This is a genomic window from Kitasatospora sp. NPDC056273, from assembly GCF_042268845.1.
Taxonomy (GTDB): domain Bacteria; phylum Actinomycetota; class Actinomycetes; order Streptomycetales; family Streptomycetaceae; genus Kitasatospora.
On the sequence record NZ_JBHJSJ010000002.1, the window covers coordinates 122,577 to 143,557 of the forward strand.

Consider the following 20,981-nt stretch of genomic DNA (forward strand, 5'->3'; position numbering starts at 1 on the left):
TTGTGGTGGGGGTTGTTTTTTTTTAAACACCCCCCTGCGGGGCCCTGCCGGGGGGGGGCCCCACTTCCCGCCCCCCCGGCGGCTCCCCGCAGGGGGTTGACCTGCGGGGAGCCGGGTTGACGTGGCCGTGTCCCGGTACGGGCGGGGCGCGTTGGCCGGGTGTGAGTGGTTTTGGGAGGCTGCCGGAACCGGAGCGGCCGCTGGCTGAGGAAACGATCCTGCACGGCGTTCCGGACAGACCGCCGGAGCAGTCGTGGGCGGCGCCCGTGGCGGCGCCCGTGCCGGAACCCGTGGTGGAACCCGGTCCGGAACCCGTGGTGGAACCCGGTCCGGAGACGCCCATCTACGCCGAACTGGCCCGGCGCTGGCGGGCCGAGGGGCGGGCCGTCCCCGGGCTGCCCGACCCGGACTGGGAGCCGCCGGCCGCGCCGACCGGGGCTCAGGAGGCGTCCGGCTCCGGCTGGAGCCCGGCGCGGGGGTCAGGGTGGAACCCGGGGGCGGGCTCGGGGTGGAACCCGGGGTAGAACTGCCGCGCCCACCGGCGGAACAGCCCGATCGAGCGCTCCCCGGGGACGAGCCGGGGCTGCGCCAGGTACCGCTTGTGGTCCAGGACCGGGCGGTCCTGCTTGATGATCCGCACCGAGGCCTGGAGCGCCGCCCAGGAGGCCGCCCGGTCGACGGCCCGCGCCGCGCCGACCCCCGGCACCGGCACCGTGGCGGTCACCGCGAAGCGCACCCTGGTCCGCCACGGCGCGACCGGCGTCGGCAGCACCCACACCCGCAAGGTGCCGCCCACCTGCGGCAGTTCGACCTCCATGCGCATCAGCCCGAGGCCGAACAGCGTCACCGGCTGCTCCAGACTCACCGTGCCCAGCCCGGGGAACCGGGTCGTGGTGCGCTGGTGGACGGTGAACAGCGGCCCGGCCACCTCGGGCGGGGCGGTCTCCCGGGTGTCCAGGCCGTGCAGCACCCGGGTGTGCCGGAAGTCGACGCTGTTCTCCATCACCTCCTGCGGGTGGGAGAGCACGTCCCCGCTCCACCACGCCAGCGGACGTACCCCGAGGGCCGGCGGCAGCTCCCAGGCCGGTGCGCCGCCGTCCGGACCGCCGCCCGAACCGTTGCCCGGGCCGCCGCCGGGGCCGCACCAGACGAACAGCGCGCCGTCCCGCTCGCACAGCCGGCGCCCGGCCAGGGCGCCGCGGAACCGGATGCCGTCCGGCGAACCGGTGCACGAGCCGTCCGGGCCGAAGGCGAAGCCGTGGAACGGGCAGACCAGCTCCTCGCCCCGGACCTTCCCGCCCGCCCCGAAGTGCGCGCCCAGGTGCGGGCAGTGCGGGCCGACCGCGCGCACCGCGCCCCGGCGGGTCCGGTACAGCACCACGTCCTCGCCCATCAGCCGGACCGTGCGCACCCGCCCGGGCGGCAGGTCCCGGGACCGGCCGACGCAGAACCAGCCACTGGGGTACGGCAGGGGGGCGGAGCGCTCGTCCACGCGGAGTTCACCTCGATGGCTTGACAGCCGTGTGAACGTACCAGGCGACGTGCTCCCGAACGCCGTACATCTCCACCGTGGACCGGAGATTGAGCCACTTGGCCGGATCGCCGAAGCGCCGCAGTATCTCCCACGGCAGCCGGAAGTACGCGTACACGGCCTCCGAGGTCGGCAGGTAGTACGGCGTCGCGTCCAGCGCCTCCTCGACCTCGAAGCCGGCCTCGGCGAGCAGCCGCGACAGGTTGCCGGCGTGGTAGACCTTGGAGCCGGTCATCGTCATCGCGTCCAGATACGGTTCGATCAACGCCCGTGCGCCCGGCTCCATTTCGTCCAGCGGGCCGGTGCTCATCGGGCCGAGCAGCACCAGCCGGCCGCCCGGGCGCAGCACCCGGTGGAGCTCGGCCAGCGCCCGGGGCGGGTCGTAGGAGTGGACCAGCGTCTCCATCGAGTACGCGCCGTCGAACTCCCCGTCGTCGAAGGGGAGCCGGTGGAAGTCCCCGAAGCGGAACACCGTCCGGTCGCCCATCCGGGCCCGGGCGCTGAGCCGGGCCGCCTCGGCGAGGTGGAAGTCCAGGACGTCGACCCCCGTCACCGCCAGCCCGAAGCGCAGGGCCATCGCCCGGGCCACCACCCCGGCCCCGCACCCGGCGTCCAGCACCCGCGCCCCGGCCGGCAGCGCCAGCTTGCGCCCCAGCACGTCCTCCAACTGCCGCTGCGCCCGCCACAACCGCCACTTCGACTGCCCCGGCTCCGTCCACCCCCAGTGCCGCGCGTTGCGCGCCACCCGGGTGTAGAACCACCGACTCCCCGCCCGCCCGTACACCCTGCGCAGCCCGGCCAGATCGAGTCCCTGAGCGCTCATGCCAGCGGGTTACCCGGCTCGCGGCGCCGCCTACCCCCGCCGCCCGCGGATACCCCGATGGAGTGAATCGTGCGGTCATCGTTCCATCGGTGGGGTGGGGGAGGGCGGGCAGCGGGGGAGTCGGGCCCGCCGAGGTGTCAGTCGACGTCCCGGGCGGTGGAGCCCAGGGCCTCCAGGTTCCAGGTGACGATCCGCCGGGGGTGCACCCGGATGACGTCCCGGCTGAACCGGTCTGGCGCCACCGGCGGGACGTCGACGACGAGCACCTCCGCCCGGCCGCGGATCTCCACGCCGCGGCCCCAGCCGGGCGCGACCGGATCGTCGGCGGGCGCCATGTCGTCGACCAGGACGGACACCTCGGGGCGGTCCCGGGCGTTGCGGTACTTGCGGCTGCGGGCGTTGTCCGGTCCGCCGATGTCGATGGTGCCGTCCTCGTTGAGCCGGAACCCCACCGGCCGGACCTGCGGGGAGCCGTCCGGGCCGGTGGTGGCCAGGCGGGCCAGCGGTTGGCCGGTGAGGTAGGCGCGTTCGCGCGCGGTGAAGGTCATGCGGACGACGGTAGGAGCTCAAGCGCCCTTCAGGTCAAGGACGCCCGCCGGTTCGTCCGCGCTCCGACCACGAGCGCTTCAGCTCCGCCCAGCGGGCTGCCTGATCCTCCGTCAAGGCACCACGGAGTTCGGCGAGTTTGAGGAGCTGGGCCTCGGCTTCGGCGCCCAGGGGCTGGGCCTCGGCGCGGTAGTGGTCGGTGAGCAGGGCGTCGAGTTCGGGGCGGGTGAGGGCGGGGTCGAGGCGCTGGGCGAGCTTGGCCATGTTGCGGTAGGAGCCCTGGAGCAGGAAGGGGGGCTCGGTGCGGGCGCGGTCGTCCTGGGCGGCGGAGGCCAGGTAGGCGCGGTTGACGGCCAGGACGGTGGAGCGCAGGTGGAGCAGGCCGGCGAGGACGGCGGTCATCCGCTCGGTCTCGGCGGCGGGCCAGGCGCCGGCCAGGGTGCCGCCGGGCAGGCCGCCGGCGCGGGCGAGCAGGGTGTCGAGGTCGGCGCGCTCGGCGGTGGCGAGCGGGGCCAGGTGGGGGCTGGCGGGCAGGGCGTTCTCGACGAAGCTGAGCGCGAAGAGGTCCTCGCGCCCGGCGACGGCGTCGCCGAGGTTCCACACGTCGGCGCGGTTGGCGAGCATGTCGGGCAGCCGGAAGAGGCGGCCGGACTCGGTGTACGGGTTGGCGGCCATGACGACGGCGAAGCGCTTGCCGCGCAGGTCCCACTCGCGGGCCTCGCCGTCCCAGACGCCGTCGACCCGGCGCTGGGCGTCGCACAGCGGGATGAAGCGCTGGAGGAACTCGGGCGAGGTGTGCTGGACGTCGTCCAGGTAGAGCAGCACGTTGTCGCCCGCGTGCAGGGCGAAGTTGAGCTTCTCGACCTCGCGCCGGGAGGTCGCGTCGGGGGCCTCGGCCGGGTCCAGCGAGGTGACCCGGTGGCCGAGCGCGGGGCCGCTGACGGAGACCAGCAGCAGGCCGAGCCGCTCGGCGAGGTACTCGACCAGGGTGGTCTTGCCGTAGCCGGGCGGGGAGACCAGCAGCAGCAGGCCGCTGCGGTCGACCGGTCCGCCGGGCCCGGCGGTGCCGAGCTGCTTGGCGAGGTTGTCGCCGACCAGCGGCAGGTACACCTGGTCGATCAGCCGGTTGCGGACGAAGCCGTTGAGCGGGGCGGGCCGGTACTGGTCGAGCCGCAGCCGGGCGTGCTCGGCGGCCAGCAGTTCGCCGCGCAGCCGCTGGTAGGCCCGGTAACCGGGCACCTCGACCTGCTCGAACTCCGCCACCCGGGCGAGCAGTTCGTCCAGCCGGAGGTCGAGCGCGCCGCCCGCGAGCCGCGGGTGGTCGCCGAGCAGCCCGGTGATCCTGGCGCCCACGGCCCCCTCGGCGGGGCGGCGCGGCAGGGACGGGCAGAGCAGCGCGGCGGCGGCCTCGGCGAGGTCCGCCGGATCGGCGTCGACGGTGCCCGACTCCAGCCAGGCGGCGGCGAGTTGGCGCCGTACTGGCAGCAGCTCGGGCTCCTCGGGCAGTGCGGCCAGCGCCTCGGTGAGACCGGCCGACTCGGGGGCGGCGCGGAACTTGTCGAGCAGTGCTGCGGCGCCCGTCGAGTGGGCGAAGCTGGGTGCGGCGGCGGCCAGTTCGGCCACCAGGTAGGGCCCGGCGGGCGCCGCTCCCGGGACGAAGTCGGCGACGGCGGAGGAGAGTTCGCGGGCGAGGGCGTCCAGCGCGGCCTGCGCCGGGGCACCCCCGAAGGCGTCCCGGGCGAGGCCCAGCGAGCGGGCCCGGGTGTGCCAGAGCAGCCGCTGCCGCTCGTCGGCGCCGTGCGCCCAGTACAGCTGCGCGGCCGCCCGGGCGCCCGCCGGGTGGCGCAACAGCCCGGCCTCGGCGTCGAGTCGGAGCAGGGCGCGGAGCAGCAGCGCGGCGTCGTGGTCGTGCACGCCGCGCTGGTAGCCCTCGTCCGGGCGCTGCTCGGCGGCCCGCCGGACGTACTCCAGCAGCTCGGCGTCGGTGAGCGGCGCCGCCGCCTCGACGGCCGGCAGCAGGCTCGCCGCGAGGTACTCGGCGCGGTACAGCCGCGCGGTCTCCGAGGGCAGCGGGCGGTCCCAGTACCGCTCGGTGGCGGCGAAGGCCGGGTCGGTGACGGGGGAGCGGTAGTCGGTGCCGGTGAGGGTGAAGGCGGGGCGTCCGCGCCAGGGCACCAGGGCGAGTTCGGGGCGCTGGGTGGTGACGGCGAACAGGTGCCGGCCCAGCCGCAGGGTGCCGGGGCCGTCCCCGGCGAGCTCGGCGCGGTCGCGCAGGGCCCGGTGGGCGCGGCCGCGGGCGGCGCGCAGCCGTCCGGTCAGCTCCTCGGCCCGGACCCGGTCGCCGAGCGCGGTCAACTGCCCGGCCAGGTCGCGGAGTTTGACGGCGGTCGGGTCGGCGGCGAGGGCGGCGTCGATCTCGCCGGCGGTGTCAAGACCGGCCAGCCGGCGGTGCAGGGTGTCGAGGACGCGCCCGGCGGAGGCGGCCAGCCGGTCGGCGCGCCGGGCCCGCTCCTCCAGCAGGTGCTGGCGGCGGGCGGTGAGCGCGTCGTGGACCTCGGTGCGGCGGGCGGTGAGCTGCTCGCCGAGCGCCGGGTCGGCGTCGGCGAAGCGGGTCTCCAGCTGCTCGATCCGCAGCAGCAGCCGGCCGAGCTGCTCGTCGCAGGCCTCGGGGGTGTCGGCGGCGGCGAGCGCGGCGGTGGTGGCCTGGCCGAGCAGGGCGGTCTCGGCGGCGAACTCGGCGGCGGCCTCGCGGGTGCGCAGCTCCCGGCGGCGCACGGTCAGCGCGGACCGGGCCCGGTTGAGCAGCCCGAGCACGTCGGCGAGCCGGTCGAGGATCGCGGTGCGGGTGGTGGCGTCGGCCAGGTCGAGGGTGCCGACCAGCTCCGAGACGGTCTGCAGGGCCTCGCTCTGGCCGCCCAGTTCGAGGCCCAGCGGCTCGGCCTCGGCGGCGGTGGCGATGGCGGCGCAGCGCTCGGCCAGCTCACCGGCCCGCTGCCGGTGGGGCTCGAAGGCGGTCGGCTCGGCGAGCTGGCCGACGGCGCGGTCGGCGGCCTCGGCCAGGCCCTCGGCGAGGTGCGCGGCGAGCCCGTCGATCCGCTCCGGATCGGCGCGCGGCAGGTCGCGCAGCGCCTCGACGCGGCCCTGGGCGCGGCGCAGTCCGGCCAGCCGGTCGACCCACTCGGCGGCGTCGGCCAGGGTCTCGCCGCGGGCGGTGCGCAGCAGGCCCTCGACGTGCTCGGCGGCCTCGTCGGTCCGCCGGGCGGCGTGCGCGGTGAGCTGGGCGACGGCCTCGTACTCGGCGACGACCTGCCGGGCGGTGTCGCGGATCTCGGCGAGCGGCGCGGCGAGGTCGCCGAGGCCGTCCTGGCCGAGCCAGTGGTGCCGGTCGGCGGTGCGGGTGCAGGCGGCGAGGACGGCCTGGTGGCCGGCCGGGGTGTCGGCGCCGGCCGCGGCCAGCCGGGCCAGGGCCAGGCAGTCGGCCAGGCCGCGGACCAGGTCGGCGTTGCCGATCCGGGCCAACGGCCCGCTGCCGGGCGGCTGTTCGGCGGCGAAGCGCTCGCTGGTGAACGGGGTCTGCCAGAGCTGGACGGGGTGCAGCCGGGTCGGCCCGTCCTCGGCCGGGCGCAGCGCGATCAGGGTGCCGTCGGCGAGCAGCGCGTAGCCCTGGCAGGGCAGCGGGGCGGCGGCCTCCTGGCGGACGCTGTTGTACGGCTGGAGCAGGGCGCGGCCGTCGGCGGGGGAGCGGAACTCGTACAGCACGTCCTCGCCGTTGGGCGAGAGGAGGGTGCGCTCGTAGCGCAGGCCGTCGACCGGCTGGTCGAAGGTGCGCACGGTGCCGTCCACCAGGTGGCAGCCGCCGGGGAAGGCCACGCCCTGGTCGGCGGGCAGCCGCAGGCAGGCCTGGCCGAGCGCGTCGATCCGGGTGACGGTGCCGGTGGGCAGGTGCACCACCAGGTGCCGCTCGGTCTCCTCCTGGTACGGGCGCACGCGCACCAGCAGCAGGGTGCCGAGCCGGGCGTGGGCGATCCGGGCGTCGGCGAGCGTCTGCAGGGCCTCGGCCAGCGGCTCGCGGTGCAGCTCCCGGCCGTCCGGGGCGGTGATGGTCAGCCGGCCGCCGTCGACGCCGACGAGCAGTTCGCCGGCCAGGTCGGCACGGGGCGGGCGGCCGGGGCCGGCGGGCAGCTGGTCGTCCCGGGTGAGGGCGGTCCAGGGCAGCTGCTGCCCGTCGGCGGGGGTGTGGTCGCGTTCGCCGCGCCCGTCCAGGTAGGACGGCTGGGCGTCGTCGGCGAGGCCGCCGTCCAGGCGCCAGCGCAGCACCCGGACGTCGGCGGCGGTCGGGCCGGTGCGGAAGACGGCGAGCAGCCGGCCGTCCACCGCGCGCAGCCGCTCCAGCCGGGCGTCGCGGAAGTAGCGCCGCAGGTCGGCGAGGTCCTGGCGCAGCCGCGGGTCGTCCAGCAGGGTGCCCTCGGCGGGCGCGGGGGAGAGGTCGGGGTGGTGCAGGCCGAGGACGTCGGTGAAGTCCCCGGCGCCGTCGCCGGATTCGGTCGGACGGGTGGCGAGCAGCAGCAGCCCGCCGGCGGCGGTGAGGTCCTGCGGCAGGCAGGCCCGGTCGGTGGTGAGCCGTCCGGTGCCGGCCAGCCGCAGCTCCCCGCCGCCGAACTCGGCGACCCGGCGGGCGTTCAACGCCTGGGCCCGGTCGGCGAGTTCGGCGGCGGCTCGGGCGAGCCGGTCGCGCAGGACCTCGTAGGTGCCGGCGTCGAGCCGGGCGTCGAGGGCATCCACGGTCACGGTCACGTTCCTCAGTTGACTCGGTCGAATCGGTTGCCGCGATCGATGCGGCTGGATCGGTAGCCGCGGTCAGCGCGGTCGGCGTGCCCGCTCAGCGCGGTCGGCGTGCCCGCTCAGCGGATCACTTGGAGCCGTTGGCCGAGGCGAGCCCGCCGGCCAGCGCCCCGATCGGGGTCTCCGCGACGCCCAGCTTCCGTGCCGACTCCAGCAGTTGGCGCAGCTGACCGGCCTGGTCGCCGGCCCCCGAGCCGATCAGCTTCATCAGCAGGGCGGACACCGTCAGGTTCTGCACGTCGGCCGTGGAGACCGAGGAGAGCACCCGGGTGAGGTCGTCCGTGAAGCTCGCCCGCCCGTCCAGCCAGGGCCCGGCCAGGGTCTGCGCGGTCTGCGAGTGGGCGACGAAGGCGTCCACGCTCTTGCCGGCCGACACCGACTGCACCAGTCGGTCGAAGAACACCGAGTCCCCGCCGACGATGTCGATCTTCGCCTTCTCCAGCCCGGCCGCGACCAGCGCCGCCTGGGCCTCGGCGATCTGCCGCTGGGTGTCCAGCCCGGCCAGCCGGACGTCCTTCTCGGCGGCCAGCCGCAGCCGGTACTCCTCGTGCCCGCGCGAGGCCTCGTCCAGCTTGGCCATCGCCGCGGCCTTCTCGGTCAGGCCCTCGGCCTCGGCCTTCAGCCGGCCGCCGATCTCCAGCGCGGCGGCCTTGGCCTTCTCCGCCTGGACGACGGCCTCGGCGCGGCCGACCTTCTCCACCGCCGCGGCCTCCTGCTCGCGGACCTGGACCCGGGCCAGGCCCTCGGCCGCGGCCTCCGCCCGGACGCCCTCGGCCATCCGGATCTTGGCGGCCGCGTCCAGCTCGGCGGCCTGCTGCCGGGCCTCGGCCAGCACCAGCGCCTCGCGGGCCTTGTGGGTGGCGGCCTGCTCGGCGGCCTCCGCGGCCTTGATGTCCTTGACGAGCTTCTCCTGCGCCTCGGCCTCGGCCTGGATCACGACGGCCTTGCGGACGCGCTCGGCCTCCTCGGTGGCGCGCAGGGTCTTGACGGCCTCCTCCTGCTCGGCGACGGTGCGGTCCACCGCGACCCGCTCGCGGACCACGTCGGCGACCTCGCGCTTGGCGGACTCGAGCTCCTTCTCCTTGGCGATCGTGGCGAGCTGGGTCTCCCGCTCGCGGCCGACGACCTCCAGCAGGCGGTCCTTCTCGATCCGCTCGTTCTCCACCGCGATCACCCGCTCGCGGTTCTTCTGCGCCACCGCGACCTCGCGGGCCTGGTTCTCCCGCTGCACCCCGAGCAGCTCCTCGGTGCGCAGGAAGGCGGTCTGGGCGTTGAGCCGCTCCTCCTCCTGCACCCGGGCGATCACCGCGTCCTCCTTGGCCCGCAGGGTCTCGATCTCACGGCGCTGGCGGATCTCGGCGTCGGCCTGCCGGCGCTCCAGCTCCAGGACGGCCTCCCGGGCGTCCACGTTCTGCCGGGTGATCTCCTTCTCCTCGGTGCGCTGGTACTCGTTGGTGCGCACGTGCTCGATCGCGGTCAGCTCGGTGATCTTGCGGATGCCCTGGGCGTCCAGGATGTTGTCGGCGTCCAGCTGGTTCATCGGGGTCTGTTCCAGGTGGTCGATCGCCGCGTCCTCAAGGGTGTAGCCGTTGAGGTCGGTGCCGATGACCGCGATGATCTGGTCCCGGAACTCGTGCCGGTGGGTGTACAGGTCGGTGAAGTCCAGTTGCTTGCCGACGGTCTTGAGCGCCTCGGCGAACTTGACGGCGAAGAACTCCTGGATCGCCTGCGGATCGCTGGCCCGGGCGGTGCCGATCGACTGCGCGACCTTGATGACGTCCTCGACGGTCTTGTTGACCCGGACGAAGAACGAGATCCGGATGTCCGCGCGGATGTTGTCCCGGCAGATCAGACCGTCCCGGCCGGCCCGGTGGATCTCCACCGTCTTGGCGGTGATGTCCATCAACTCCGCCTTGTGGAGCACCGGGAGGACGATCGCGCCGGTGAAGGTCACGTCCACCTTCTTCGTCCGGGAGACGATCAGTGCCTTGCCCTGCTCGACCTTCTGGAACAGGCGGCCCACGAACAGCAGCATGGCGAGCAGGATGAGCAGCACGACGGCGACGAGCACGCCGAAACCCACGGCGATGGTGTCCATCACGGAGTCCTTTGACGAGATGGCGAGTTGGAGCGAAGAGGTGGTGCGAGGAGTCGATGGGAAGAGGTGGTGCGAAAGGGAAGTGCGGTGGCGGAGGGCCGGCCGGGGAACGGGAGGCCGGGGATCAGACGCCGGTGGACGGCGGCTCGAAGGGCGCCACCAGGAAGTGCTCGCCCACGGCGTCGTAGTCGAAGATCAGGGCGGTCCGCCCGGCCGTCAGGCCCGGTTCGGGCTCCGCCGTGCGGACCTGGACGGTCGCGGTGGAGCCGTCCTCCGCGGTGACCTCGGCCTGCCCGAAGTCGGCCGTCACCCGGCCGGTCCGGATCACGCAGACCCGGCCGACGAAGTCCCCCCGGGTGGCCGGCCGGTCCTGCGGGAACAGCCGCGACAGCGGCCGGACGAGCACCCGGGTGCCCGCCCAGGAGGCGGCCAGCGCGACGACGAACACGCCGCCGCGCGCCGGCGCCCCCGAGGTGAGGACGGTGCCGGCCAGGCTGACGAACCAGGCGAGCGCGACCAGCAGCGACACCGCCACCGTCACGGGAACCCCGCCCAGTCCCAGCGCGTCCAGCACGCCCGTGTGGTGGCCCTCCCCGGGCCGGTCGGGTCCCCCGTCGGCACCGTGCCCCCCGGCACCGTGCCCCCCGTGTCCGACGTGCCCCCCGTGCTCGGCACCGAGGTGGTGCCCCGCGTGCCCGACGTCCATGTGGTGCCCGGCGTCGTGCCCCCCGTGCACGGCGCCGGGAACGAGGCCGCCGAACAGCATCAGCAACCAGTACCCGACCACCACCACCAGCGCGAAGCTGAACAGCGCCGTCGGAAAGGCCAGCGCGGCCGCGAAGAATCCCCCCATCCCGGCCACCCTCCCCCGCCTCTCCACCGGCGCCGCGCTTCGGCACCGGGGAGATCATGACAGCGCCGGGGCTCGTCGCACATTGCCAGGATCCGGCAATCTTTACGCCCTCTTGACACCCTGGTACACGCGGCCCGCGTGACACTGCAACAACCAGGCAACAGGACGGCCGCCGGACGGTCGCAGCGGCGCCGCGCGGGTTTCGCGCGGCGGGACCGCGGCGGCCCTTCCCTGGGCGGCGGGGACTACGGCCGTCGTGCCGCGCACTACGGCGGTAGTCCAGCGCACCACGGCGGTAACGCCGCGCACCGCGGCGGTAGTTCCGCGCACTACAACGGTTGTTCCGTGCACTACAACGGTTGTTCCGAGCACTACAGCGGTAGTCCCACGCACTACAGCGGTTGTTCCGGCCAGTTCAGCAGCCGCGCCCCCATGGCCGCCGTCTCCAGGGTGAAGCGCTGGAGCGCGTCCGCCGGGTCGTACCCGGTGAGCGCCTTGATCCGCTCCAGCCGGTAGCCCAGGGTGCGCACGCTCAGGCCCAGCCGGCGCGCCGCCTCCGCGTTCACGTACGCGGCCTCCGCCTGCACCGCGATGGTGTCCAGCAGCGGACGGGCGCCGCCGCGCGCCTCGGTCAGCGGGCCGAGCACGGTGCGCACCAGGTCGGCCATGGCCGACCGGTCACGCATCAGCACCGGGAAGACCAGCAGCTCCTCGGCCCGCAGCTGCCGGGCCGGCAGGCCCAGCCGCTGCGCGTAGTCCAGGGCGTCCAGCGCCTCCTCGTAGCTGCGCAGCACCCCGCTCGGCCCCGAGTGCCGGCGGCCGGTGGCCACCCGCCGGACCGGCTGGTAGCCGCGGCCGCTCCCAGGGCGCAGCGTCAGCTCGGCGAAGGCCTCCAGCACGGCCCGCTCGGAGTCCGGGGCGATGCACACCAGCCGGCCGTCCTTGCTGGCCAGCAGCACGTCCCGCTCGCCGAACCGCCCGGCCAGCTCCCGCTCCACCCGGTGCACCAGCGGATGGACGTCCGCGAACGGCTCGTCGCCCACCGCGACCGCCACCGTGTACGCGCCCGCCAGCCGCAGCCCGAACCGCTCCGCGCGCTCGGCGAGCAGCCCGAGGTCGCTGCGGCCGAACAGCAGGTCGTCGATGAACTCCCGCCGGGCGGCCTCCTCCTGGCGGACGGCCAGGCGCTGGGCCCGCTCGTGGCCCTCGCCCAGCGCGGCCAGCGCGGCGTCGGTGGCGGCCAGTACCGCGTCGCCGGTCCGGCGCAGTTCGGTGACGCTGCTCGCGGAGGTCGTCCCGGGCAGGGTCTGCCAGGCCCGCCGGGCCGCGGCCAGGCAGTGCGCGACCACCTCGCGCAGCCCGTGCCCGGCCTCGGCGCAGTGCTCGCCGAGCCTTCGCAGGCGCTCCAGCTCCTCGCGGCGCAGCAGCCGGCCGGTGCGGGAGACGTCGGCGAGCAGCACGAGGTAGACCTCGGCCAGCTCGGTCGGTATGTCGTAGTCGATCTCCTCGGTCACCCTGTCCTGCCAACCCCCGTGCGGCCCGGTATTTCGGCGCTGAATTTATCAGGGGCGCTCCGGCCGGGAACGGGCGCGGCGGCCCCTGCCACCAGCCGAGGAGGCCCCGGCCACCGGCCGCTGCCGCCCGCCGCGGCGGCCCCCGCTACCGGTCCCGGAAGTGCAGGACGAAGCGGGCGCTGCTGCCGTCGATCCGCCGCCGTACGTACAGCGCCGGAGCGCCGTCCGGGGTGCAGCTGACCCCCTCGCGCACCAGCAGCGCGGTGCCCGGCGGGACGCCCAGCAGCTCGGCGTCCGCGAGGTCCGCGCCGACGGCGCCGAAGGCCCGCCAGTCGTACTCCAGCTCCACCCCGGCGGCCCGCGCCAGGTCCGGCACCAGGTTCCCGGGGCGGCCCGGCCGGACCAGCTCGGCGGGCAGCGGGCCGAACGGCACCCAGTAGCTGCACGCCGCCCGGGCCCGCCCGCCCAGCCGGATCACCGAGTCCACCCGGGACAGCTCCGCCGGAGTGCGGCCCAGCTGGCGGGCCGCCTCCGTGTCCTGCGCCGAGCCGGTGACGGGCGGAGCGGCCACCACGAACTCCCCGTCCGTGGACTCGTCGTTCGGCAGCGCGGTGGGCACGCTGCCGAGGTCGAAGCGCTGGCTGCGCGGGTCCACGGCGATCGACACCCGGACGGCGGGCGGGCGGACGAAGGTGCCCACGCCCCGGCGGATCTCCACCACGGCGGCCCGCTCCAGCTCCGCCACCGCCTGCCGTACGGTCAGCCGGTTCACACCGAACTCGGCGCTCAGCTCGGGCTCGCTGGGCAGCCGGGTGCCGGGCGGGTAGGCGCCGGCGTCGACGCGTTCCTGGAGCCGGCGGGCCAGGCGGCGGTACACCGGGGTGTTCGGGGAGCTCGGGGTGTCCGGGGGGTTCGTCGCCACGGGCCCGATCCTACGGAGCCCGCCCGGGCCGCCCGGCCTGCCTGCGTCGCTCGTGCCGCCTGCGCCGCTCGGGCCGCCTGTGTCGCCTGTGCCGCCTGTGCCCCTCGTCACCGCTCGGGCCGCCCGGGCGCCGTGCCGTACGGGACACCGCGGCCCCCGGGTCGCCGTGGGCGGGCGATGGGCGTGGGATAGAAGGATGTACCGATCGAGGCCCGCGTCGGCGAGACCCGCGCCACCGAGGCTTGCCCGGCGGCCCCCCGAGGGGTTACACATCTAGACGTCTAGATGTCTCCGCCTCCGGATCTCCCCCTCTCCTCCCGGGTGCGGCCCCACCGAAAGGCCTCCCGCATGTCCCTGGTCAACTTCCGCGACGCCGCCGCCCTCGGCGACCCCGAGGGCCGGCGGGTCCGCCCCGGTGTGCTGTACCGCTCCGCCCAGCCGTTCCCGGCCGCCGACGAGGCCACCGTCGCCCAGCTGCGCGGCTGCGACATCCGCACCATCGTGGACCTGCGCGACCCGCGCGAGACCGACCCCGCCGACTGGGCCGCCGCCGAGGCCGCCGGGATATCCGTCGTCGCCGCCCCGGTGAACCCCGCCACCGACGCCCTCACCGCGCGGATGGGCACCATGGCCACCGCCGCCGACCTGGGCGACTTCTACGTCCTGCTGGCCGAGTCCGCGCCCGACGCGGTGGCCGCCGCCGTCGACGCCACCGTCCGCCCTGGCGCCGTCCTGCTGCACTGCGCCGCCGGCAAGGACCGCACCGGCCTGCTGACCGCCCTCCTGCTGGACCTCCTCGGCGTCCCCGCCGAGCACATCGTCGCCGACTACACCCGCACCGCCGACGCCCTCCCGCAGATCTTCGCGGGCCTCGCCGAGCGCCACCGCACCGCCCTTAACGACCGCACCACCTCCCGCGTCACGGACTCCCGGGGCCGCAACCTGACCATCCCCGCGCCCCTCCTGGAGGCCCCGGCCGAGGCCATGTCCGTCTTCCTTGACCGCGTCCGCACCCACCACGGCGGCGCCGCCTCCTTCCTCCCCTCCTGCGGCGTCCCGGCGGCCACCCTCGGCGCCTTCCGCACCAAGGCGGGCGCCGCCGCCTGAGCCCGACCTGTCGGAGCCCGCGCCTACGCTGGCGGGCGATGAGCTACCAGGCGATGTGGTTCCTGATCCCCGCGCCCGCCGACGTCGTCGAGCGGCACGGGCCGCGGCTGCGGGCGCTGCTCGACGCGCACGCCGCGGACCCGGGCAACCGGGCGCTGCGCCGTCGCTGGGAGCGGGAGGGGCTGGCGCCGGAGGAGTTGGAGGAGCTGGCCGTCGGTCCGCTCGGGGAGGACCCGGACGGCCTGTACGCGGTCTGGGAGGACTGCGGGACGGCCGGCCCGTGCGCCGCCGTCCAGGCCCGCAACCGCTACCCGGTGCTGGGGCTGGCGCACGGCCTCGGCCCGGAGCGGACGGCCGGGCTGCCCGGCTGGTTCGGGGACGTGGTTGTCGGGCCTGAGGAGGTGCGGGCCGCCCTCCCGGCCGTCGAGGCGGTGTTCGACCTGGACGGGGCCGAGCGACGGGCGGCCGAGCGGCGGGCCCTCGACGCCCTGCGGACGGACGACCTCTCCGGCCTCTTCGACGCCGTCCTCCCGGTCTGGCGGGCCGCAGCCGAGGCCGGCCACGGGCTGATCGGCGCGCAGTTCGTCCCATAGCGGTGCGCCCCTGGCGCCGCGCCCGTTGACGTGCCCTAATCCCGTTGCGCCGTGCCGTCGGTGCTGGCAGCGTGGCCGGGCGGGCAGCGTGCCGGGGCGGAAGGGGGTGGCGCGGGATGACCGCTCTGCGCGAGATCCGGGCCGACCACGACGGGCGGACGATCGTGCTCTACCAGGCCTACCCGCCGGCGATCGCCGACGCGGCGCTGGCGGCGGGCCGGTTCACGGCGCCGTTCGGCTTCCACCGGATGACGTGGATCAAGCCCTCGTTCCGCTGGCTGATGCACCGCAGCAACTGGGCGCAGAAGCCCGGCCAGACCAGGGTGCTGGCGGTCCGGATCACCCGGGAGGGCTGGGAGGAGGCGCTCGCCCGCGCCGTCCTGACCACCGCGCACCCGGACGTGGTGGCCCGCGCCGAGGTCCACGTGCAGTGGGACCCGGAGCGGTCGCTGCGCGGGGCGGCGCTGAACCACTACAGCATCCAGGTGGGCGTCGGCCGGTCGCTGGTCCGCCGCTACGCCGAGGAGTGGGTCGTCGGGCTCACCGACCTCACCCCGCAGGTGCAGCGGATCGCCGCGCTGGTCCGCGGCGGGCAGGCGGCGAAGGCGCAGCGGCTGCTGCCGCCCGAGCGCCCGTACCCGCTGCCCGCCGCGACGGCGCGGCGCCTCGGCCTGGGGTGACCCGAGGCCCGGGGCGACCAGAGGCCTGGGATGCCCCGAGACCTGGGGCGACCCGAGGCCCGGGGCGCCCCGATACCTCACACGTCCCGCCGCCGCACCACGACCACCGTCACCGCCACCGCCACCGCGCCCCACACCCCCATGGTGATCCACGAGTCCAGCACGCTCGGCGCGTACTTCCCCATCGTGGTCCTGGAGTTCGGTGTGATGGTGAGCCGCTGCACGGTGGCCAGCGGCAGGTGGGTGCCGATCTCCTTCAGCCACCGGTAGCGGTCCCCGCCGAACATCATCGGCAGGATGAACATCAGCATCACCAGCGACACGATCGAGGCGGTGGCGTGCCGCAGCAGCGCGCCCAGCGCCATCCCGATCAGCGCGCAGACCGGCACGATCGCCGCGTAGGCGAGCACGGCCCGCAGGCAGCCCTCGTCGGTGACGGAGAGCCCGACGTGCCGGGAGGCCAGCATCGCGTTGATGGTGAGGAAGGAGACCGCCGAGACGACGAGCCCGGCGAGCGCGGTGATCCCGCCGATCAGCAGCACCTTGGCCGCGATCACGCCGCGCCGGTCCGGGACGGCGGCGAAGGTGGTGCGGATCAGGCCGGTGGTGTACTCGCCGAAGACGGTGATCGCCCCGAGGCTGCCGGCCGCGACCGCCATCAGGTCGCTCGCGATGCTGCCGAGGCCGTGGAACAGCGGGTCGTAGGTGTACGGGGAGCGCCCGGGCATCGGCGCGGGCGGGTGGTCGATGTACGTCAGGTCGGTGTGGACGGCGTTCACGTTGACCGCGATCGCCACCAGCGAGGCCAGCGCCAGCACCCAGTAGGTGGAGCGCAGCGAGCGCAGTTTGATCCACTCGGCGGCGAGCAGGTCGAGGAACCGGGGGGCCGGCTCGGCGCCGGAACCGCCGGAACCGCCGGAACCGGTGGAACCAGTGGAACCGGTGGAACCAAGGGCCATGCTGCTCATCGGGCTTCTCCTGCCAGGTACTCGACGCTGTCGGCGGTCAGGGACATGAACGCCGACTCCAACGACGACGTCCGGGCGGCCAGTTCATGCAGCACCACGCCGTGCCGCAGCGCGAGTTCGCCGATCCGTTCGGCCGGCATCCCGGTGACGGTCCCGAACCCCGGCTCCGTCAGCCGTACTTCGGCCCCCTCCGCGCGCAGGACCCCGGCCAGCGAGGCGAGTTCGGGTCCTCGGACGGCCACCGAGGAGACCGCGTTGCGGGCCGAGAACTCGGCGAGGCTCTCGTCCGCGATCAGTCGGCCGCGCCCGATCACCACCAGGTGGTCGGCGGTGTGCTCCATCTCGGCCATCATGTGGCTGGAGACGAAGACGGTGCGCCCCTCGGCGGCGAGCCGGCGGAACAGCCCGCGCACCCAGAGCACGCCCTCCGGGTCCAGCCCGTTGAGCGGCTCGTCGAAGAGCAGCACCGGCGGGTCGCCGAGCAGCGCGCCGGCGATGCCGAGCCGCTGCTTCATGCCCAGCGAGTAGCCGCCGATCCGGCGCCCGGCGGCCTTGCCGAGCCCGACCTCGGCCAGCACCTCGTCCACCCGCCGGAGCGGGATGCGGTTGCTCCGGGCCAGGGCCGACAGGTGGGCCCGGGCGCTGCGCCCGCCGTGCACGTCGCCCGCGTCCAGCAGGGCGCCGACGTGCCGCAGGCCGCGCGGCCGGTTCGCGAAGGGCACCCCGGCCACGGTGGCACTCCCCCCGGTGGGGGTGTCGAGGCCCAGGATCATCCGCAGCGTGGTGGACTTGCCCGCCCCGTTGGGGCCGAGGAAGCCGGTCACGGTGCCGGGCCGGACGGTGAAGGTCAACTGGTCGACGGCCGTGGTGGCGCCGTACCGCTTGGTCAGTCGCTCGATCTCGATCACGGGGACAACGCTGCCGGTCGGGCCCCCGCCCGGGCATCGGGCCGCGGGCCACAACCGCGGGCGGCCGCACTGGCCCCGGGGATTACGCCCCCGGGCCAATGTGCCGCCGTCCGGGCCGCCGCTACCATCGCGTCATGATCACCGAACCCCGTCCGCCGCTGCTCAGGCGCCTGCCCGCGGGCGTGTGGGTGGGGGCGCTGTGGACGGCCCTGGTCGCGTTCCGCTTCTTCACGCGCGAGAACGAGCTGCACCACCTGCTGAACTACCACGGCAATCCCGAGGACATGCCGATGGTGGTCACCGCGGTGGTCACCACCTTGGTCGCGACGCTGCTGGTCCGGCTGCCGCTGCTCGCCATCGTGGTGGCGCTCGGGGGCGGGATGTTCGCGCTCGGGATGTGGGGCGTCCCGGAGGCGGCGCCGCTCCAGTTCCTGATCGCCGACGCGGTGGTCGGCTACTGCGCGGCCACCCGCTCCCGCCGGGTCTCGCTCACCGCCCTGGCGCTGCCGCTCGCCACCCTCGCCGGGCTGCTGCTCTGGGGCGCCGTCAACGACTACCCCGTCAACCCGCTCGCCTACGGGGGCTTCGCGGCCACCGTGCTGATCGCCTGGCTGATCGGCAACACCGTGCACCAGGGCCGGGCCCACACCGAGGCGCTGCGCGGCCGGGCCTCCGAGCAGGCCATCACCGCCGAACGGCTGCGCATCGCCCGCGAGTTGCACGACATGGTGGCCCACAACATCGGCATCATCGCGATCCAGGCCGGCATGGGCAGCCGGGTCATGGACACCCAGCCCGCCGAGACCCGGGCCGCCCTGGAGGCGATCGAGGCCACCAGCCGGGAGACCCTGGCCGGGCTGCGCCGGATGCTCGGCGCGCTGCGGCAGGGCGAGGGGGAGCCGGCGCCGCTCGAAGTGATGCCCGGACTGGGTGAGTTGGACCGGCTGGTGGAGAAGGCGGCGGGCGCCGGGGTGCGGGTGGCGCTCACCCGCCGCGGCGAAGCCCGTCCCCTGCCGTCCGAGGTGGACCTCGCCGCCTACCGGATCGTCCAGGAGGCGGTCACCAACGTGGTCAAGCACTCCGGCACCCGGGACTGCCACGTCACCGTCGGGTACGGGCCGCGGGAACTCGACGTCACCGTCGTCGACCTGGGCGCGGGCGCGGCGACCGGCACCCCCGGTACCGGCTACGGGCTGGCCGGCATGCGCGAGCGGGTCGCCCTGCTGGACGGCGAGTTCGCGGCCGGCCCGCGCCCCGAGGGCGGCTTCCGGGTCGCCGCGCGGCTGCCGCTCCCCGAGGCCCCGGCCGTGCAGACCCCCGGCGAGCCCGGTGTCGGGACCGCCGTCGAGACCCCCGTGGAGGTGGGACCGTGATCCGTGTCGTCCTGGTCGACGACCAGCCGCTCATCCGCACCGGCCTGCGCGTGCTGATCGCCGACGCCCCCGACCTGGAGGTGGTCGGCGAGGCCGGCAACGGCGCCGAGGCCGTCGAACTGGTCGCCCGGCTGCGCCCCGACGTCGCCGTGATGGACATCCGGATGCCCGGCATGGACGGCATCGAGGCCACCCGCCGGATCACCGCCGACCCGGACCTGCCCACCCACGTCCTCGTCCTCACCACCTTCGACGACGACGACTACGTCTACGGCGCGCTGCGGGCCGGGGCGAGCGGGTTCCTGGTCAAGGACCTCGCCCTGGAGACCATCCTGGACGGCGTCCGGGTGGTCGCCGCCGGGGACGCCCTGCTGGCCCCCGGCATCACCCGCCGGCTGATCGGCGAGTTCGCCGCCCGCCCGGACGCCGACGCCGCGGCCAGGCCCCGCAGGCCGGTCGCCGAGGCCGTCACCGAGCGCGAGCGGGAGGTTCTCACCCTGGTCGGCCGGGGCCTGTCCAACGCCGAGATCGCCGCGGAGCTCACCATCAGCGTGGCCACCGCCAAGGCCCACGTCGCCCGGCTGTTCACCAAGCTCGACGCCCGCGACCGGGTCCACCTGGTCATCCAGGCCTACGAGTTCGGGCTGGTCAGCGCGTAGAAGCGCGTGTAAAGCGGGCAAGGCGCGTAAGGCGCGTAAGGCGCGTAACGCGCGAAAAGCATGCAGAGCGCGTCACGCGAGAGCGCCGGAGCGGGCCCGCACGGCCCACTCCGGCGCTCACCTCACCCGGTCGTCAGTGGACGACCGCGTGCGAGATCTGGCAGCCGCTCACGCCGTTCGACCAGGTGCCCTGCATGGCGAACGAGCCCGTCGCGAACGCCACGTTCTGCGCGCCGCCCGCCCCGCCGACCCCGTTCCAGGAGCACTTGTCGGCGTTCTCGTACCCGGTCGAGTCGGTCCAGCCGCCCGCCGGGTTCTGGTCGGTGATGGTCTCCGAGTACTCGTGGCCGTACACGATGGTCACGCCGTCCAGAGTGCCCGCGCTGCCGCTGTTGACGTAGTTCTGGCCGCAGGAGCTGCCCATGTCGGTCACGTACGGGTCGTTGGTGAACGCCACGTCGCCGTACGGGGAGGAGGCCGCGCCGCCGCTCAGGGTGGTGTCGCCGTTCCAGTCGTGCCAGGCGCAGAAGCCCCCGTTCGGGGTGTTGAAGCCGTCCGGGTGGGTGCCGGTCGGCGACAGCACCACGTACTGCACGTTGCGGTTGGAGGCGGCGGTGGTGTTGCCGAAGTGCCCGGCCGCCTTGACGGCCTCGGCGGCCAGCTGGTTGCCGCTGGCCTGGCCCGGAGCGGCGGCGGACCCGTCGACCCAGACGCCGGCCAGCGCGCCGCCGGTCGGGTAGCCGACGTGCGTCGAACCGGTCGGGCAGCTGGTCGCGCCCGCGGCGACGCCCTCGCAGTACTGGGTCATGACGCCGGACCAGGTCTCGCTGTTGGTGCCGAGGCCCTTGAACAGCTGCTGCGCCCGGACGGCCTCGCCCTTCGGGTCGCCGGTCAGGGTGGTGTAGCCGCTGGAGTTGGTGCCCTGGGTGCCCCACTGGGAGCCCCAGAAGACCAGGTAGACCTTCGGCGCGCCGGTGGTGACGCCGATGCCGTCGACGCCGCCGCCGTAGCTGAGGTTGTTGCCCGCGGCCTTCGCGGAGTTGCCGGCCTCCTTGGTCGGGTGCGCGCCGTGCCGGTAGGGGTGCGGCTGTCCGGCGAACTCGCCGGCCGGCCGGTTGTCCTGGGCGGCCTGGGCCGCCGGGGCGGCCGCGAAGCCGGCGGCGGCCAGCGCCAGGGCGCTGAGCCCGGTCAGGGCCCGCAGTCGCATCCGGCGGGAGGTGGGGGAGATGCCCATCGTGAGGGTTCCTCTCTGGTGCCGGCCGCGGCCGGGTACGGCGCGGCGGCACGGTGGGGGACGAAGGGGGAGGAGCGCGACGACGGCGAGCCGGACCTGCCGGCGGCCCGTCAGGGACGACCAGCGGGGTGGGATGGGGGACCGGTTCACCGCCGACCGCCGGAAGCAAAGCACCGCCGCCGAAACCGCTTCAAGCACGCAAAGGGTAAGACCCGCCCCAAGGAACGCCCGGGCGGACGTAGCGAACGTCAAAAGCCCGCAGCTGGACGTTGGTTGATGCGCGTAGCGCAGCCGAATGCCAACAGTTGAGAGGCGCTTCTACACCGTATG

At 75.1% G+C, this 20,981-nt stretch carries 16 protein-coding genes; 5 read left to right on the plus strand and 11 right to left on the minus strand.

Features of this window, described 5'->3' with window-relative positions:
• Nucleotides 1–439: 439 nt before the first annotated feature.
• The 8 genes from ACFCY1_RS02145 to ACFCY1_RS02180 form a co-directional block, all read right to left on the minus strand.
• The gene (locus ACFCY1_RS02145; RefSeq protein WP_375873216.1) at nucleotides 440–1,492 is read right to left on the minus strand and encodes an aromatic ring-hydroxylating dioxygenase subunit alpha; all 1,053 of its coding nucleotides are present in this window, start codon (nucleotides 1,490–1,492) and stop codon (nucleotides 440–442) included.
• Nucleotides 1,493–1,499: 7 nt separating this feature from the next.
• The gene (locus ACFCY1_RS02150) at nucleotides 1,500–2,354 is read right to left on the minus strand and encodes a class I SAM-dependent methyltransferase (protein WP_074005600.1); all 855 of its coding nucleotides are present in this window, start codon (nucleotides 2,352–2,354) and stop codon (nucleotides 1,500–1,502) included.
• A 137-nt stretch (nucleotides 2,355–2,491) separates the two neighbouring features.
• Nucleotides 2,492–2,902 carry a PPOX class F420-dependent oxidoreductase gene (locus ACFCY1_RS02155; protein ID WP_375873217.1) on the minus strand — a complete coding sequence of 137 codons (411 nt, stop codon included), beginning with the start codon at nucleotides 2,900–2,902 and terminating at the stop codon, nucleotides 2,492–2,494.
• Nucleotides 2,903–2,936: 34 nt separating this feature from the next.
• Nucleotides 2,937–7,688: a DNA repair ATPase gene (locus tag ACFCY1_RS02160; RefSeq protein WP_375873218.1), complete on the minus strand. Its 4,752-nt coding sequence runs from the start codon at nucleotides 7,686–7,688 to the stop codon at nucleotides 2,937–2,939.
• A gap of 121 nt (nucleotides 7,689–7,809) precedes the next feature.
• Nucleotides 7,810–9,840, minus strand: a complete 2,031-nt coding sequence (locus tag ACFCY1_RS02165; RefSeq protein WP_049655427.1) for a flotillin family protein — start codon at nucleotides 9,838–9,840, stop codon at nucleotides 7,810–7,812.
• Between the two features lie 124 nt (nucleotides 9,841–9,964).
• The gene (locus ACFCY1_RS02170) at nucleotides 9,965–10,693 is read right to left on the minus strand and encodes an OB-fold-containig protein (RefSeq protein ID WP_049655429.1); all 729 of its coding nucleotides are present in this window, start codon (nucleotides 10,691–10,693) and stop codon (nucleotides 9,965–9,967) included.
• Nucleotides 10,694–11,085: 392 nt separating this feature from the next.
• Nucleotides 11,086–12,207: a CdaR family transcriptional regulator gene (locus ACFCY1_RS02175; protein ID WP_234348527.1), complete on the minus strand. Its 1,122-nt coding sequence runs from the start codon at nucleotides 12,205–12,207 to the stop codon at nucleotides 11,086–11,088.
• A 145-nt stretch (nucleotides 12,208–12,352) separates the two neighbouring features.
• The gene (locus ACFCY1_RS02180) at nucleotides 12,353–13,129 is read right to left on the minus strand and encodes a GntR family transcriptional regulator (RefSeq protein WP_375873219.1); all 777 of its coding nucleotides are present in this window, start codon (nucleotides 13,127–13,129) and stop codon (nucleotides 12,353–12,355) included.
• Between the two features lie 348 nt (nucleotides 13,130–13,477).
• Between ACFCY1_RS02180 and ACFCY1_RS02185 the strand changes: the two genes are divergently transcribed.
• The 3 genes from ACFCY1_RS02185 to ACFCY1_RS02195 all read left to right on the plus strand — a co-directional run bounded on the left by ACFCY1_RS02185 (nucleotide 13,478) and on the right by ACFCY1_RS02195 (nucleotide 15,509).
• A complete protein-coding gene (locus tag ACFCY1_RS02185; RefSeq protein WP_181970700.1) occupies nucleotides 13,478–14,236 on the plus strand; it encodes a tyrosine-protein phosphatase in 759 nt (252 codons plus the stop codon).
• Between the two features lie 38 nt (nucleotides 14,237–14,274).
• On the plus strand, nucleotides 14,275–14,829 hold the full coding sequence (locus ACFCY1_RS02190; RefSeq protein WP_117489893.1) for a hypothetical protein: 555 nt from the start codon (nucleotides 14,275–14,277) through the stop codon (nucleotides 14,827–14,829).
• Nucleotides 14,830–14,945: 116 nt separating this feature from the next.
• Nucleotides 14,946–15,509 carry a DUF4291 domain-containing protein gene (locus ACFCY1_RS02195; RefSeq protein ID WP_375873220.1) on the plus strand — a complete coding sequence of 188 codons (564 nt, stop codon included), beginning with the start codon at nucleotides 14,946–14,948 and terminating at the stop codon, nucleotides 15,507–15,509.
• Nucleotides 15,510–15,586: 77 nt separating this feature from the next.
• Here ACFCY1_RS02195 and ACFCY1_RS02200 read toward each other — a convergent pair whose 3' ends face one another.
• Nucleotides 15,587–16,477: an ABC transporter permease gene (locus ACFCY1_RS02200; protein ID WP_375873221.1), complete on the minus strand. Its 891-nt coding sequence runs from the start codon at nucleotides 16,475–16,477 to the stop codon at nucleotides 15,587–15,589.
• Nucleotides 16,474–17,385 (minus strand): ABC transporter ATP-binding protein, encoded by a 912-nt coding sequence (locus tag ACFCY1_RS02205; RefSeq protein ID WP_375873222.1) that lies wholly within the window; start codon nucleotides 17,383–17,385, stop codon nucleotides 16,474–16,476. The genes ACFCY1_RS02200 and ACFCY1_RS02205 overlap by 4 nt, the downstream gene beginning before the upstream one ends.
• A gap of 134 nt (nucleotides 17,386–17,519) precedes the next feature.
• On the opposite strand from ACFCY1_RS02205, the gene ACFCY1_RS02210 reads away from it, so the two are divergent.
• Nucleotides 17,520–18,758, plus strand: coding sequence for a sensor histidine kinase (locus ACFCY1_RS02210; RefSeq protein WP_375873223.1), 1,239 nt, complete (start codon nucleotides 17,520–17,522; stop codon nucleotides 18,756–18,758).
• Nucleotides 18,755–19,417 (plus strand): response regulator transcription factor, encoded by a 663-nt coding sequence (locus ACFCY1_RS02215; protein WP_049653795.1) that lies wholly within the window; start codon nucleotides 18,755–18,757, stop codon nucleotides 19,415–19,417. The genes ACFCY1_RS02210 and ACFCY1_RS02215 overlap by 4 nt, the downstream gene beginning before the upstream one ends.
• Before the next feature lie 133 nt (nucleotides 19,418–19,550).
• On the opposite strand, the gene ACFCY1_RS02220 is transcribed toward ACFCY1_RS02215, so the two are convergent.
• A complete protein-coding gene (locus tag ACFCY1_RS02220) occupies nucleotides 19,551–20,651 on the minus strand; it encodes a hypothetical protein (protein WP_375873224.1) in 1,101 nt (366 codons plus the stop codon).
• Nucleotides 20,652–20,981 lie beyond the last annotated feature (330 nt).